We start from the raw sequence: 13,833 nt of genomic DNA, 5'->3' as shown, positions 1-13,833 counted from the left end.
CGCGTCAGCCGTCAGTAGAGGTGCAACGCGGCCCCGCACAGGCCGAGTCCGGCCGCGGCGGCATCACGCCACTGCCGCAGCGGTCCGTCCAACACGCTCTCCTCGTCCGCGGAGTAGTCGAGCCGGTCCTGCTCCTCCGCGGCGATGCGCTCCTCGGGGGTGAAGCCGAGCGCGCGCTCCACCAGGGGCAGGGTCTGCCGGATCTGGGCCGAGGTGAGCAGGAAGTTCCCGCACCAGCCGGGCAGCAGCGCCGCCCGGCTGGGCCCGATGGCGTGGAAGAGGGACGCCACCGCGTAGTCCTTCCTGTGCGCCGAGAAGAACATCCGGTCCGGGTCCGCACCGCGCTCCCACACATCGTCGACGATCCAGAAGGGGTCGTCCCGGTCGCCGCCGCTGTACAGCTCCTGCATGTGCTCTCCGGCGGTGGTGAGCTGTACGAAGGAGTCCAGGTCCGCCCGCTCCGTCTCGTCGTGGCACCCGAAACTCTCCCCCCACGCCCGCCAGTCGGGCAGCGGCCGATCCTGCCAGCGCCGCCACTGCCGCTGCGCCTCGGGCGCGGCGCGTTCCGCCACGATCAGCGGCAGCATTCGCGGGGCGAGGGTGTCGATGAACGTGTCGTGGTGGGCGCTGATGGCCCAGGCCGAGGTCACTCCCATGTCCCGCACGGTAGGCGGTGGCACCGACAGCGGTGCCACCGCCGTGGGGCTTACAACGGCGGCCCGTCCGCTGCGGCGTGCTGACGCGCGGCCAGGGCATGCGCCGCGTCACGGGTGGCCGGGTACAGCTCGCGATAGAGGCGGTAGAGCTCGTCGTACGTCCCCGCCGTCGCCGGATCGGGTTCCACCGTGTGCGCGACCGGATTCCACCCGGCGATGTCCGCCGCCACCGCACGGCCCGTCCCGACCGCCGCGAGGAACGCGTCCCCGTAGGCCGCGCCCGTGGTGTACCGGGGGACGTCCTGGGCCCGTCCGGTCACATCGGAGACGATACGGGTCCACAGCGCCCGGGCGCCGCCGCCCACGGCCGTCACCCGGCGGATGTCCCCGCCCGCCGCTTCCATGGCGGCCAGGTTGTGCCGCACCCCGAAGGCGGTGGCCTCCAGCGCCGCGCGGTAGAGGTGTCCCCGGCCGTGGCGCAGGGTCAGCCCGAGGACGAGTCCGCGGGCGTCGGGGTCGAAGAGCGGTGTGCGCTCGCCCGCGAAGTACGGGAGCATCAGCAGCCCTTCGGCGCCGGGGGCGATGGCCGCGGCCTCGGCCACGAGGGTGTCGTAGTCCGCGCCGGTGAGGTCGCGCAGCCATCCGGTGACGGCGCCGGAGGTGGCCATGCCCGCCGCCAGGCAGTAGGTGTCCGGGAAGGCGCCCCGGGTGGACCACAGCCGGGGATCGGGGGCGGCCTCGGCGACCACGTTGACCAGGAACATCGTGGTGCCGTACATCAGCATCAGATCGCCGGGCACGGTGGCCCCGACGGCCGTGGCCTCGGCCCAGGCGTCGATGGTGCCCGCGATCACCGGGGTGCCCGCGGGGATGCCGGTGGTGCGCTGGGCCTCCGGGGTCACCTCGCCGACCACCTCCGACGGCCAGACCAGACGCGGCCGTTGGAGACCCGGCGCGATCTCCTCGCACCACTCCTCGATCCAGGCGCCGCGCCGCAGGTCGTACAGCGGGGTGCACTGGCTGGCGGAGTGGTGGTCGAGGACGTACGCACCGGTGAGCCGGTGCACCAGATACGAACTGGCCATGAACCAGCGGCGGGCGCGGGCCCAGACCTCGGGCTCCCGCTCCCGCACCCAGGCCAGTTTGGGGCCGATGGCCTGGCTGGTGAGCGGTGAGCCGCAGCGTTCCAGCACCTGCCACTCGCCGTAGCGTTCCCGCTGGGCGGCGATCTGCTCGCCCGCGCGGGTGTCCACCCCGTACAGGATCGCCGGGCGCAGCGGAGTGGCATCGGCATCGGTGGGCAGCAGACAGGGGCCGATACCGCTGACACCCACCGCGCCGATCCGCTCCCCCGCCGGGACGGCGGCGAGCAGTTCGGCGCTGAGCTCCGTCAGATCCCGCCACCACACGGTCCGGGCGTCGTGTTCGGCCCAGCCGGGTCGCGGGGTGGCGGTGGTGTGCTCGCGGGACGCCCGGGCCAGCAGGGCGCCGTCGGTTCCGACCAGGACGCCCTTGGAGCCGGAGGTGCCGATGTCGATGCCGATCAGCAGGGTCATGTCGTTCCTCGGGGCCTCTCGTGGAGCCGGATCGTCTTCCTGGTCACCAGGGTGCCCCCGACTCCGCGACCGTCGGCCCTTTGCCCGGCCCGCCACCGCGTAGCGGCGGTCCGCAACCGCGGCGTGGCACACGGTACGTATCCCCCGATTGCTCTTCGTCACACAGTGGCCATCGTTCCGTTTCGCCTCCGGTCGTTCCGGAGAGGCTCGAGGGCACGGACAGCCCCATCGGCCCGCAGAACAGACCCGGTGCCCGGCCCCTCCCGGGCACCGCGGACGGAGGGAACGTGGCTCACAGCACATCGGGGAAGACCGCACCGGATGACGATGTGTCTGCCCGGCGGGAGGCCCGGCGGCCCGGGGACGGCGCGGGCCGCCCCCGGACATCGCCGCCCACCCGGCGCGGACTGCTCACGGCGACGGCGGCGGCCGGACTCGGCCTGGTCGCCGGATGCGGTGAGCAGGACAGCACGGTCGGCTCGGATGCACCCGCGAAGGGTTCGGCGTCCGCCCGGCCGTCCACGTCCCCGGGGCCTTCCAGAGGTGCCGAACGCTCTCCCTCGGGGTCCGGTCGCAACGCCCGGACCACCCACCCGGCCAAGCGCCGTCCCGAACTCCCCCGCGGTGGCCGGGAGCTGTCGAGGTACCGGCTGGTGGGCTACTGCGGACTGCCCGGTGCGGCGGCGCTCGGCCGCCTGGGCACCGGCGATCTCGACGACCGGGTCGCCGAGATCGAGAAGACCGCACGCGCCTACGCCGCGGGGCGGGAACCGCAGCCCGTGCTGGAGCTCCTCGCCGCCGTCGCCAACAGCAGCGCGGGCCCCGACGGCACCTACCGCTCGCGGACACCCGACACCACGATCCGCCGCTTCCACAAGGCCGCCAAGCGCCATCGCGCCCTGTTGCTGCTCAACATCCAGCCGGGCCGGTCCTCCGCCCTGGACGAGGTGAAGGCGCTGCGCAGCTGGCTCGTCCACCCCGATGTGGGCATAGCGCTGGATCCGGAGTGGGACATGGGTCCCGGGGAGGTGCCGGGCGACACCTACGGCCACACCAGCGGCAAGGAGCTGACCGAGGTGGCCCGCTATCTGTCGAAGCTGGTGGCCGAACACGATCTGCCACAGAAGCCGATGGTCTACCACCAGGTGGCCGTCTCCGTGGTACGCGACCAGTCGGCGCTGCGCCCGCAGCCCGGTGTGGTGGTGATCAAGAGCGCGGACGGGATCGGATCGCCCGGTATGAAGCGGAGCACCTGGCGCAAGCTCGTCAAGGACCAGCCGGAGGGGCTGCGCACCGGTTTCAAGCTCTTCTACGACGAGGACGCCGAGGGCAGCCGGCTGATGACCCCCAAGGAGGTGCTGGCCCTCCGGCCGCGGCCGGACTACATCATGTACGAGTGAAACCCGTGGCCACATGGGACCGCCCCCGTCCTCCGGAGTGTTCCGGGAGGCGGGGGCGGCGGGTGGAAGTGAGCCAGTGGTTCGGTGAAGGGAATCAGGTACGGGGCGCCGCGGGCACCGTGAGCGGTTCCTTGACGGGGATCTCTTGGGAGCCGGGGCGGGTGAACCGCATGGTGATGCCGGCGCCCGCGTAGAGCACGGCCACCACCAGCAGGAGGGCCTGGTAGCCCGTGAGGAGGGCCAGGTACTCCAGGGCACCGCCGGTGAGGGCGCCCAGCAGATTGGCCCCGAAGGCCGCCGTGGGATCGGAGGCCGCGGCCAGCCGGTCGGAGAAGATGAGGTTGGCGCAGAAGATGGGCGCGAAGGCCAGGGCGATCGCGGCGGCGAGACGTCCCGCGAACGGCAGCCCGAGCACCAGGTCGGTCGGGATCAGCCAGGCGATGGCCAGGGTGGCGAAGAGCAGCAGTTGCAGGGCGAGCTGGTTGACCCTGCGCATCCGGCGCCGTACTTCCACCGCGCACAGGACGGCGATCAGCACACCCGCGAACACCATGGCGTTGACCAGCCAGGTGGTGCCGAAGTAGAGCGCGAAGCCGATCACGTTCTTGGTCTCGAGGAGCATGAAGGCGGCCCCGAGCAGGAACATGTCGGTGTAGGCCGCGGTGCGCCGGATGCGGACACCGGTCATCCGTACCGACACCAGGGTCACCAACAGGATCGCGCTGAGCACACCGATGTAGAGGCCGGGGATGGTGCGGTGCAGCAGATAGGGGAACGGGTGGTCGTCGGTGGCGGCGGTGGGCACCTTGCCCGAGGGCTGCCACGTCGAGTGGGCGCAGGACTGGTCGCGCGCGGTGACGCCCGCCACCATGACCGCGGCCCGCTTGTTGCCGTAGTGGGTGATACAGGGCGCGTGGCCGAAGACGGAGGCGAGAGTGGATCCGAACCGGTCGATGAGCCAGTTCTGCCGGTAGTAGTTGTACATGGCGAACGCACCGTCGGGGGCGAGGTGGCGGTGTGCCGCCTCGAATGCCTGACGGGTGAACAGATAGCTCTCCAGACGCAGATTGCTGGCCCCCGACACCAGGGTCAGGGAGTCCGGAAGCGCGAGCACGATCAGGTCGTAGCGGGTCTTCGTCTGCTCCAGGAAGGCCCGGCCGTCGTTGATGTGCACGTGCACCCGGGGGTTGTCGTACGGGCGGGCCGGATGCAGCGAGGCGCCGATCTCCTGCAACCGGGGGTCGATTTCCACGGCGTCCACCCGCTTGGCGCCGTGGGCGAGGGCGAGGGCCACGTCATTGCCGTTGCCCGCCCCGATGACCAGGACGTTGCGGTGGGGGTTGCGCGGTGTCTCACGGTAGGGCTGGTTGTACGGTGAACCGGGTTTGGTCAGCGCCTTCATCGGGGCGATGCTCTGGTGCGGCACCCCGTTGGCGGAGATGTTGTAGTCGCGGGCGGTCGAGGTCGAGCGTTTGGTCTCGATCTTGTAGTACGGGGACCAGGAGATACCGCTCGCCACCGTCTCCAGGGCGAGCACCGCCACCATCACCCCGAGCGGGATGGTGTACCGGATGGTGTTGCGGCGGCCGCCCAGGACGAGCAGTGCCACCGCGGCGATCACTCCCCACACCACCGATGGGGCGCGCAGCCAGGACAGCAGCGCGAAGGACAACGATCCGGTGAGGGAACCCAACAGGTCGAAGCGGTACGCCTCCAGCGACGGCAGACGGCGGAACAGGTCCGCGGTCATCTTCCCGATCGCCATCATGATGAGCGCGGTCAGTCCGAACAGGACGGGCAGCGTCACCCACTGGGGCAGTCCGGTGGTTTTCACGGCCGTGAAGTAGATGACCTCACCGCTGCTCTGCCGCACCTGGACGGGGAACTCCCGTACCAGGACGACCAGGACGGCCAGCGGAATGGGCGCCCAGCGGGTGAGCCACTGCCCGCGGCCGGCGGGGATGAGGAATCCCAGGCCGATCCCGAGGAACGAGCCCAAGAGGATGAAGTTCGAGAAATAGCTCAGATGGACGATATTGGCGCCGGTCCACCGGATCAGCGCCAGCTCGACGAAGAGCATGGTGGCGCTGGCCAGCAGCAGCCTCGCGCGCACGTTTTGCGGTCCAGGGCTGTGCTCCATGTCGGCCCACGCTGTCATCCGAGGCGGGGCAGGTCGAGCACCCGCACGGCCCGTGCCGTGGGCCGTACGGCGGCTCCGTGGAACACCGGAGTACGCCACCGGGGCGTACACCCACCGGCCTTCCGACACCTCGTCATACGGCGGCCATCAACGGCCATACCGATGGTTTACGCAGGTCAGCGCTCCAGGCTACGGGCGGGGACACCCGGTGCGCGCCACCCGGAGAGCACACCGCCACCCTGTGCGGACACCTGCGGATCCACCCGCCGGAATACGGCGTTCGTGTGATTCCCGGGACGCCATCCGTCACCTGATGAGCGCAACGGCCACTGCGCGGTGGCGGACCTCGGCACAAGCTGTACTACGTCCCGCCGGCCGCGGGCGCCGAGGTGTGGGTGGCCGTGGCCGTCGGAGTGGTCTACGGCGCCACCCTCGCCGGATACGTACCGCTGTCCGCGCTGATGCCGTCGCTGTCCCCGGAGCACAAGGGCGCCGCGATGTCCGTGCTCAATCTCGGGGCAGGGCTGAGCACCTTCGTCGGACCGGCCATCGTCGGGCTCGCGATCGGGCCGCTCGGGGTGGCCGGGGTCATGTGGATCTTCGCGGGGCTCTATGTGGTCAGCGGGTGCTCGCCCTCTTCCTGCGGCTGCCCGACGACGAGCCGGCATCCGCCGGGGCAGCCGAGGCGGAGGCCCCCGCCTCGGCTCCGTCCTCCCTGGTCAGTGCGACTGAGCCGTCGGCCGCACCAGGATCTCGTTGATCGCGGCGTGCGGGGGCTGGGTGACCATGAAGGTGATCGACCGGGCGATGTCCTCGGCCTGAAGCCACAGCTCGCGCGGCATACCGCGGGCCACGGCCCCGGTGGTGCTGTCGGCCGTCATCTCCGTGGCCGTCATACCGGGTTCGACCACCCCGACCCGCACCCCCCGCGCGGTCACCTCCTGCCGGAGGGCCTCGCTGAAGGCACCCACCGCGTGTTTGGTCGCTGAGTAGACGGCGTTGTGGGCTCGCGCCAACCGGCCGGCCACCGAGCTCACGCTCACCAGGTCGGCCACCCCGCGCGGGCCCTCCGCCGCCGCCCGCAGCAGATGCGGCAGCGCCTTCTGCGAAGTGTGCAGCACCGCCTTGACGTTGAGGTCGATCATCCGCTCCCAGTTCTCGGAGTCGCCCTCCTCGATATCACCGGTGGCCACGAACCCCACGCTGTTCACCAGCACATCCAGCCGGCCGAACCGTTCCGCGGCGTCCTCGACGGCTTGACGGGCCTGTGCCGAGTCCCGCAGATCGGCGGTGAGGGCGACACAGGAGCGCCCCTGCTCCCGGATGCCGGACGCCAGTTTCTCGAGCCGGTCGGTGCGGCGGGCGACCAGCGCCAGATCGGCGCCCTGCCGGGCCAGCGACCGGGCGGTCGCCGCCCCTATGCCGCTGGAGGCGCCGGTCACCAGCACAGCGCACCCCGCCAGCGGGGCGTCGGCCCCTCCGGCTCCCCCGTCGTTCCCGGTCCTCGTCTCCGTCACCCTGACTCCCTGTTCGCGCGGACGATCATCTGCCGTCAGCATGCTCGCACCCATGCCCGTCCGCGGACACGGTTGAGGTCCGGTACCCCGATCCCGCCCGCGGATCGCTGCTGTTGCTCCCTTCGGACCAGGACCGGCAGGCCCGTCGGAGCAGTACGGAAAGCACACGACCGGCGTATGACAGTAGGCCGTTGGGGTCGCGCTGCTGTCCAGCCTGAGCACCCTGCCGCCGTGTCGCGGCGACCATCGTTGGCTGAGGCACCGCATCGCCGGGTCCGGCGCATGACCACCGAGTCCACCCCGTCCGCCCCACTCGCTCAGGGAGCCGCGTTCATGCCCCAGTACTTCCGTGACTCGCCCGAGTCCCTCGTTCCCGACGCGCTCGCGGGCTTCGCCGCCGCCCACGCCGACCTCGTCGCGTACCACCCCGACCACGGCTATCTCCGCGCCCGCCACCCCGCGCCCACCCGCCGTGTCGGCTTGGTGTCCGGGGGTGGTTCGGGTCATGAGCCGCTGCACTCCGGATTCATCGGCATGGGGATGCTGGACGCCTCCTGCCCCGGCCGGATCTTCGCCTCGCCGCACAACCGGCAGATCTTCGAGGCCAGCCGTGCCGTCGCCGGGCCCGGCGGAGTCCTGCACATCGTCAAGAACTACACCGGCGACCGCATCAACTTCGGCATCGCCGCCGAACGCCTCCACCACGAGGGGATCGCCTGCGCCCGCGTCCTGATCGACGACGATCTCGCCACCGACTCCGACGACATCGCGGTCGGCCGCCGCGGCACCGGTGCCACTCTGCTCATCGAGAAGATCCTCGGCGCCGCCGCCGACGAGGGACGCGGACTGGACGAACTGGCGGCCCTCGGCGCCGAACTGACCGGCCGGGCCCGCAGTCTGGCCGTGGCCGCCGCCGCGCACACCGCGCCCGCGTCCGGCGCCCCGGCCTTCGGTCTGCCCGAGGGCGTCCTGGAGTTCGGGGTGGGCATCCACGGAGAACGCGCCGAGGGCACCACTCCGCACGCACCGCTGGGCAAGCTGGTGGAAACCATGACCGACCAACTGCTGGCCGCGCTTCCCGACGGGTCGCGGTCGCGGGTGCTCGCGCTCGTCAACGGGCTCGGATCGATCACCTCCCTGGAGCTGTACGGGATCCGCCACGCCCTCGCCAAGGCCCTCGACACCCGTGACGTCGCCCTGGACCGCTCGCTCACCGGCACCTTCGTCAGCGCCCTCGACATGCGTGGCTTCTCACTGACCCTGCTCGCCTCCGACGCCGAGACCCTGCGGCTGTGGGACGCCCCCGCCCGCACCCCCGCCTGGCCTCTGTGACCCCGCGTAACACCGCGCCGTGTCAGAACACGGTGCCACGTCCTTCCTCCACGACCGCCCCGAGGAGCCTCTCCATGCCCGACCGCCCCGCCCGACACGCCCTGACCCATGACAGCGTCGCGGAGTGGCTGACCCGTTTCGCCGCCACCGTACGCTCCGTCGAACCCGAACTCACCGCCCTGGACCAGCAGGCGGGCGACGGTGACTTCGGCGCCAACCTGGCCACCGGTATGGACGGTGTGCGCCGCGCCCTCGACGCGCTGACGGCCGCTCCGCGGTCCGCCGACGACGGCCCGGCGGCACCGCTGGCCGCCGCCGCACGGGTCTTCCTCGACGATGTCGGCGGCACCAGCGGCCCGCTGTTCGGGCTGCTGTTCCAGGAGCTCGCCGACGCGCTGTACGACGCCTCCCCCGCCCTCCCCGGCACCGCCGCGCTCGCCACCGGGACCGCCGCCGGTGTGGCCGCGATCCAGCGCGTCGGAGAGGCCGATGTCGGCGACAAGACGATGGTGGACGCCCTCGTCCCGGCCGCAAAGGCACTCGCCGCATGCCCACCGACCGCCGACCCGGCGGCCGCGCTCCATCTGGCCGCGGTCGCCGCCCACCAGGGGGCCCGCTCCACCAGCGGTCTGCGCGCCCGGCGCGGGCGCGCCAGTTACACCGGCGACCACTCCCGTGGCGTCCCGGACCCCGGCGCCCTGGCCGTCGCCCTGCTGTTCGCCTCCGCGAACGAGGAGGTCACCGTGCTGGACCGGCTCCCGGACCGCTGATTCCGCATGGACCGGGCCGAACCGGGCAGGCGCACGGGACGCGTTGCCGTCTTTACCGAAGGTGCCCGGGAAACACATGCAACAGGACACGACCGCCCGAGTGACCACACCACCGGCCGCGACACGGCCCAAGGGCGGTGACGGGTCCGGATCCAGAACCCGCGACCCGTACTTCGACAATGCGAAGTACCTGACGATCGTGCTGGTGGCCTGCGGCCACGCCTGGGAACCGCTCACCTACGACAGCCGCGCCGCCACTGCGGTCTACCTCATGGTGTACGCCTTCCACATGCCCGCCTTCGCACTGATATCGGGCTACTTCTCGCGGAGTTTCGATCTGGCGCCCGGCCGGGTGCGACGGCTCATCAGCAGTGTGGTGGTGCCGTACCTGGTCTTCGAGGTGGCGTACACCCTCTTCTCCCGGTGGGTGCTGGACAACCCGGGGGAACCGTTCAGTCTGCTGGACCCCTGGTATGTGATGTGGTTCCTGGCCGCGCTGTTCATCTGGCGGCTCACCACACCCCTGTGGCTGGCACTGCGTTATCCGGTGCCGGTCGCGCTGGCGGTGGCCGCGCTTGCCTCCATCTCGCCGGACTCCGGCGGCGATCTGTCGCTGCAACGGGTGCTGGCGTTCCTCCCCTTCTTCGTGGTCGGACTCACCCTGCGGCCGGGCCACTTCGCACGGCTGCGCACGCGCAAAGCCCGGCTGGTCTCCCTGCCCTTCATCGCCTTCGTGCTCTGCGCGGCGTACGCGGCGGCGCCGTGGTTCGACGCGGAGTGGTTCTACCACCGCACGAGCGTCGCCGGGCTGGACGTCCCACGCTGGGCCGGTCTGCTCACCACCCCCGGGCTGTTCCTGCTGGCGCTCGCCCTGACGGCCTGTTTCCTGGCCTGGGTGCCGGGGCGGGCGATGTGGTTCACCGCGCTCGGCACGGGAACGCTCTACGGCTATCTGCTGCACGGTTTCCTCATCAAGGCGTCCCGCTTCTGGGACTGGTACGACCATCCGTGGCTGCACACCCCGTGGGGTGAACTGACGGTCACCGCGGCCACCGTGGCGATGATCACGGTGCTGTGCAGCGGGCCGGTGCGGCGGGTCTTCCGCCCGCTGGTGGAACCTCGGATGGACTGGGTGTTCCGGCGCACGTCGACATGAGACGGGGCGCGGTGTGGACGGCGGCCCGGTCGAGAGCCACCTGTGAGATGTCCACGGCGGTGACGTGCCGGCCCCGCCGGGCGAGCCGGACGGCGCCGCCGCCCTCACCGCAACCGAGGTCCAGAGGTGCTGCCGGGGGTCAGCCGAGGGCGTTCACAGTCCGTGGCGGCGGTCGCCCAGCACACGGGCACACACCTCGCGTTCCTGCGCCGCGGAGAACGAGGAGCACGAGGAGAACGACGACTGCCGCGCGGCCACCGCGCGGCGGGTCTCCTCGGCCACCAGGTCGGCGTTGATGGCCGCGGCCGCGTGCACCCCCGAGGCGGCGGCGCCGGCCACCTTCTCGAGCGGGTCGGCCACATTGCCCGCGACCCACACCCCGGGGACGGCGGTGGCGCCCGTCGCGTCGGCCTCGATCCTGCGGGCGATCTCGTGGCCCGCCATCTCCTGACCGGTCGGCTCCAGACCGAGGGAGGCCAGGAAGTCCGCGCGGGCGGCGAAGTACGGTGCGGTGACCAGCGCGCGGCAGGCGATCACCGGCCCGTCGGCGAGCCGCACCCCGGAGAGCCTGCCACCGGCCGTCTCCAGTGCGGCCACGGTGCCGTCCACCACGGCGACGCCCCGTGCGGCGAGTTGCTCGTACTCCTCGTCCCCCGGCTCGGGCCCGGTGTGCAGGAAGAGGGTGATGTTCTCGCTCCACTGCCGCCAGAGCAGTGCCTGACGCACCGCGTGCGGCCCGCCGGCCAGAACGCCGATCGCCTGGTCGCGGACCTCCCAGCCGTGGCAGTACGGGCAGTGCAGCACATCGGTGCCCCACAGCTCGGCCACCCCGGGCACCGCGGGCAGTTCGTCGACGAGGCCGGTGGTCACCAGCAGCCGTTCGGCGCGGACCGCGGTGCCGTCGGCGAGGGTGACGCGGAAGCCGCCGGTGGCCCGGCGTTCGGCCGCCACCACGGTGCCGTCCACGATCTCGCCGCCATAGCCGCGCACCTCGGCACGGCCGTTGGCCAGCAGGGTGGCGGGTGGTGTGCCCTCGTGTCCGAGAAGGCCGTGCACCCCTTCCGCGGGGGCGTTGCGCGGCTGCCCGGCGTCGATCACCAGCACCGAGCGCCGTGCCCGGCCGAGGGTGAGCGCCCCGCTCAGCCCGGCCGCGCCACCGCCGACCACCACGACGTCGTAAGCCCGCTCGCCGTGTTCCTCATATCCGTTCATGCGCGGTACCTCCGTTCGTGGAAGGAGCGTGCGCGCCACGGCGACCGCTTGACAAACGTCTTTGCCGAGGCGGCAAATGGACGGTATGGCTGACGACGACCTCGCCGATGTGCTGACCTCCGTGGGACCCCGGCTGCGTGCGCTGCGGCGGACACGTGACTTCACCCTGGCGCGGCTCAGCGAGACCACCGGGATCTCGCTGAGCACCCTCTCGCGGCTGGAGTCAGGGCAGCGCAAACCGACCCTGGAGCTGCTGCTGCCACTGGCCAAGGCGTACGGTGTGCCGCTGGACGAGCTGGTCGGCGCGCCCGCCACCGGCGATCCTCGGGTCCATCCCCGGCCCTTCACCCGGAACGGCCAGACGTTTGTGCCGCTCACCCGCTATCTGGGCGGGCTGAACGCCTACAAGCTCATTCTCCCGCCCCGGCCGCCCGCCGAGCGCGGCCGCCCCGAGCAGCGGGTGCACGAGGGCTATGAGTGGCTGTATGTGCTCTCCGGGCGGCTGTGGCTGGCGCTGGGCGAGCATGATCTCGTGCTCACCTCGGGCGAGGCCGCCGAGTTCGATACCCGGACACCACACGGCTTCGGCAACGCGGGAGACCAGCCGGTGGAATTCCTCTCCCTGTTCGGGGCGCAGGGCGAGCGGATGCATGTCCGGGCCCGCCCCTCCGCCAGCTGACGCGCACCGCCACCGGAATGCGGGTGCTCAGCCCGAGGGTTCGTCGGGGACGGGCTGTTCGGGGTGGACACTTCCGGTCTGCGGCTTCCCCCGGCGTCCGGTGCCGGACTCGTCCAGGTCGGGGACGTCCTCGGCGTGGTCCGGCGCCGGGTCCGCGCCCTCCACGTCCAGCGGATCGGGTCCGTCCTGGGCCTGCTGGTCGGGCAGGTCCCGCGGAATGGCGCGGCCGTCCTCTCCGGGCTCTTCGCGTCGACGGTCCTGGTTCATTGGTGCCGCTCCTCTCCTCGGCATGTGCAAGGGCATATCACCCCCGTACCCAGCGCATCCGCACCGATGCACGGCCGCGCCCCCGCACATGGTCGCGTACCCCGTCCGGAGCGGCATCCCGGTGGCGAAGGCCCGACCGCTCCTTGGCAAGACTCAGCCGTGTTGGGCGAAGGCGGCGGTGATGGCGTCCCGGTCCGCACCCGAGGCCAGCAGCAGCCGGAGCAGCACCCGTGCCTTGTACGGATCGAGCAGTCCGCCGTCGATCAGTCCGCGTCGCCGCAGATCGATCTCGGAACCGACCGCGCCGTAGGTGTTGCGCAGGACCGAACCGCTGCCGGACCGCGAGGTCAGCACCACGGGGATGCGCTCGGCCAGGGCGCCGAGCACCGGTGCGAGGGTGCCCGGTACGTGACCGACGCCGAACCCCGCGACGACCAGGCCGTGGTGGGTCTCGGCGAGCCCGTCGAGCAGCACACCGTCGTCGTCGAGCGACACGGTGTACAGCGCCACCCGGGCGGTCTCGCCAACCGCCGCCCCGGACGGGACCGGCCAGGGGGCGTGCCGCGGTGGCCTGGTGAGCAGACGGACCCGGCCCTCGATGACATGGCCGACCGGGCCGGTGTTCGGGGAGGCGAAGGTGGCCGTACTGGTGCTGTGGGTCTTGCGCACCCAACGCGCCGCGTGGATCTCGTCGTTGAAGACGACCAGCGCCCCCAGGCCACGGGCCCCGGGCGCGGCGGCGACACGGGCGGCAGCGAGCAGATTGGCCGGGCCGTCCGCTCCCGCGAGGGTCGGATTGCGCATGGCGCCGGTGAACACCAGCGGTGCGTCATGGGCCCACACCAGATCGGCGAGCCAGGCCGTCTCCTCCAGGGTGTCCGTGCCCTGGGTGACCACCACACCCTCCGCCCCCTCGGCCACCGCACCCGAGGCGGCCTCGACCACCGAGAACAGCTGCGGGAACGTCAGATGCGCACTGGGCACGGCATGGGTATCCCGTATCTCCAGCGGAACACCGAGTTCGGCGAGGCCGGGCACCGCGGCGGTGAGGTCGGCGCCGGTCAGCCGGGCCACCACACCGCTGCCACTCTGTCCGGCCATGGCGATGGTGCCCCCGAGGGTGAACAATGCGATGCTCATCCGCCGAC

13 protein-coding genes and 1 pseudogene are annotated in these 13,833 nt (G+C 71.8%); 6 read left to right on the top strand and 8 right to left on the bottom strand.

Annotated features, from left to right (window positions below; all coding sequences use genetic code 11):
• Window positions 1–11: 11 nt before the first annotated feature.
• A complete protein-coding gene (locus JK363_RS12880) occupies window positions 12–656 on the bottom strand; it encodes a hypothetical protein (protein ID WP_201874962.1) in 645 nt (214 codons plus the stop codon).
• Between the two features lie 50 nt (window positions 657–706).
• On the bottom strand, window positions 707–2,212 hold the full coding sequence (locus tag JK363_RS12875) for an FGGY-family carbohydrate kinase (RefSeq protein WP_201874961.1): 1,506 nt from the start codon (window positions 2,210–2,212) through the stop codon (window positions 707–709).
• A gap of 287 nt (window positions 2,213–2,499) precedes the next feature.
• Here JK363_RS12875 and JK363_RS12870 point away from each other — a divergent pair, with 287 nt between their 5' ends.
• A complete protein-coding gene (locus JK363_RS12870; protein WP_201874960.1) occupies window positions 2,500–3,612 on the top strand; it encodes a hypothetical protein in 1,113 nt (370 codons plus the stop codon).
• Window positions 3,613–3,706: 94 nt separating this feature from the next.
• On the opposite strand, the gene JK363_RS12865 is transcribed toward JK363_RS12870, so the two are convergent.
• Entirely contained in the window at window positions 3,707–5,752 is a 2,046-nt protein-coding gene (locus tag JK363_RS12865) for a spermine/spermidine synthase domain-containing protein (RefSeq protein ID WP_201874959.1), read from the bottom strand.
• A 389-nt stretch (window positions 5,753–6,141) separates the two neighbouring features.
• Between JK363_RS12865 and JK363_RS42305 the strand changes: the two are divergent.
• A pseudogene (locus tag JK363_RS42305) lies at window positions 6,142–6,414 on the top strand (hypothetical protein); the annotation flags it as partial.
• A gap of 57 nt (window positions 6,415–6,471) precedes the next feature.
• Here JK363_RS42305 and JK363_RS12855 read toward each other — a convergent pair.
• Window positions 6,472–7,269 (bottom strand): SDR family oxidoreductase, encoded by a 798-nt coding sequence (locus JK363_RS12855; protein WP_307821704.1) that lies wholly within the window; start codon window positions 7,267–7,269, stop codon window positions 6,472–6,474.
• Window positions 7,270–7,602: 333 nt separating this feature from the next.
• Between JK363_RS12855 and JK363_RS12850 the strand changes: the two genes are divergently transcribed.
• From JK363_RS12850 to JK363_RS12840, 3 genes are all read left to right on the top strand, one after another.
• On the top strand, window positions 7,603–8,601 hold the full coding sequence (locus JK363_RS12850; RefSeq protein WP_201874957.1) for a dihydroxyacetone kinase subunit DhaK: 999 nt from the start codon (window positions 7,603–7,605) through the stop codon (window positions 8,599–8,601).
• A 74-nt stretch (window positions 8,602–8,675) separates the two neighbouring features.
• Window positions 8,676–9,371, top strand: a complete 696-nt coding sequence (dhaL, locus tag JK363_RS12845; RefSeq protein ID WP_201874954.1) for a dihydroxyacetone kinase subunit DhaL — start codon at window positions 8,676–8,678, stop codon at window positions 9,369–9,371.
• A gap of 76 nt (window positions 9,372–9,447) precedes the next feature.
• Window positions 9,448–10,527 carry an acyltransferase family protein gene (locus tag JK363_RS12840; RefSeq protein WP_201874952.1) on the top strand — a complete coding sequence of 360 codons (1,080 nt, stop codon included), beginning with the start codon at window positions 9,448–9,450 and terminating at the stop codon, window positions 10,525–10,527.
• Here JK363_RS12840 and JK363_RS44625 read toward each other — a convergent pair.
• Together JK363_RS44625 and JK363_RS12830 are read right to left on the bottom strand one after the other, a co-directional pair.
• Window positions 10,436–10,651 (bottom strand): class I SAM-dependent methyltransferase, encoded by a 216-nt coding sequence (locus tag JK363_RS44625; protein WP_201875067.1) that lies wholly within the window; start codon window positions 10,649–10,651, stop codon window positions 10,436–10,438. The genes JK363_RS12840 and JK363_RS44625 overlap by 92 nt on opposite strands.
• Before the next feature lie 29 nt (window positions 10,652–10,680).
• Window positions 10,681–11,739 (bottom strand): NAD(P)/FAD-dependent oxidoreductase, encoded by a 1,059-nt coding sequence (locus tag JK363_RS12830; RefSeq protein WP_201874951.1) that lies wholly within the window; start codon window positions 11,737–11,739, stop codon window positions 10,681–10,683.
• A gap of 85 nt (window positions 11,740–11,824) precedes the next feature.
• On the opposite strand from JK363_RS12830, the gene JK363_RS12825 reads away from it, so the two are divergent.
• Window positions 11,825–12,418, top strand: a complete 594-nt coding sequence (locus tag JK363_RS12825) for a helix-turn-helix domain-containing protein (protein ID WP_201874949.1) — start codon at window positions 11,825–11,827, stop codon at window positions 12,416–12,418.
• A 27-nt stretch (window positions 12,419–12,445) separates the two neighbouring features.
• On the opposite strand, the gene JK363_RS12820 is transcribed toward JK363_RS12825, so the two are convergent.
• Window positions 12,446–12,685, bottom strand: coding sequence for a hypothetical protein (locus JK363_RS12820; RefSeq protein WP_201874947.1), 240 nt, complete (start codon window positions 12,683–12,685; stop codon window positions 12,446–12,448).
• A gap of 153 nt (window positions 12,686–12,838) precedes the next feature.
• Window positions 12,839–13,825 carry an asparaginase gene (locus tag JK363_RS12815; RefSeq protein WP_201874945.1) on the bottom strand — a complete coding sequence of 329 codons (987 nt, stop codon included), beginning with the start codon at window positions 13,823–13,825 and terminating at the stop codon, window positions 12,839–12,841.
• Window positions 13,826–13,833 lie beyond the last annotated feature (8 nt).

Source organism: Streptomyces coffeae (assembly GCF_016741875.1).
In the GTDB taxonomy this organism is placed as follows: Bacteria; Actinomycetota; Actinomycetes; order Streptomycetales; family Streptomycetaceae; genus Streptomyces; species Streptomyces coffeae.
Note: the sequence above shows the minus strand (reverse complement) of the source record. Positions and strands in the feature narration are given on the sequence as shown.

Coding starts and splice junctions, on each gene's coding strand:
- JK363_RS12850 (WP_201874957.1), top strand. CDS start 7,603: ATGCCCCAGTACTTCCGTGACTCGCCCGAGTCCCTCGTTCCCGACGCG.
- JK363_RS12820 (WP_201874947.1), bottom strand. CDS start 12,685: ATGAACCAGGACCGTCGACGCGAAGAGCCCGGAGAGGACGGCCGCGCC.
- JK363_RS12830 (WP_201874951.1), bottom strand. CDS start 11,739: ATGAACGGATATGAGGAACACGGCGAGCGGGCTTACGACGTCGTGGTG.
- JK363_RS12825 (WP_201874949.1), top strand. CDS start 11,825: ATGGCTGACGACGACCTCGCCGATGTGCTGACCTCCGTGGGACCCCGG.
- JK363_RS12880 (WP_201874962.1), bottom strand. CDS start 656: ATGGGAGTGACCTCGGCCTGGGCCATCAGCGCCCACCACGACACGTTC.
- JK363_RS12815 (WP_201874945.1), bottom strand. CDS start 13,825: ATGAGCATCGCATTGTTCACCCTCGGGGGCACCATCGCCATGGCCGGA.
- dhaL (WP_201874954.1), top strand. CDS start 8,676: ATGCCCGACCGCCCCGCCCGACACGCCCTGACCCATGACAGCGTCGCG.
- JK363_RS12875 (WP_201874961.1), bottom strand. CDS start 2,212: ATGACCCTGCTGATCGGCATCGACATCGGCACCTCCGGCTCCAAGGGC.
- JK363_RS12865 (WP_201874959.1), bottom strand. CDS start 5,752: ATGGAGCACAGCCCTGGACCGCAAAACGTGCGCGCGAGGCTGCTGCTG.
- JK363_RS12840 (WP_201874952.1), top strand. CDS start 9,448: ATGCAACAGGACACGACCGCCCGAGTGACCACACCACCGGCCGCGACA.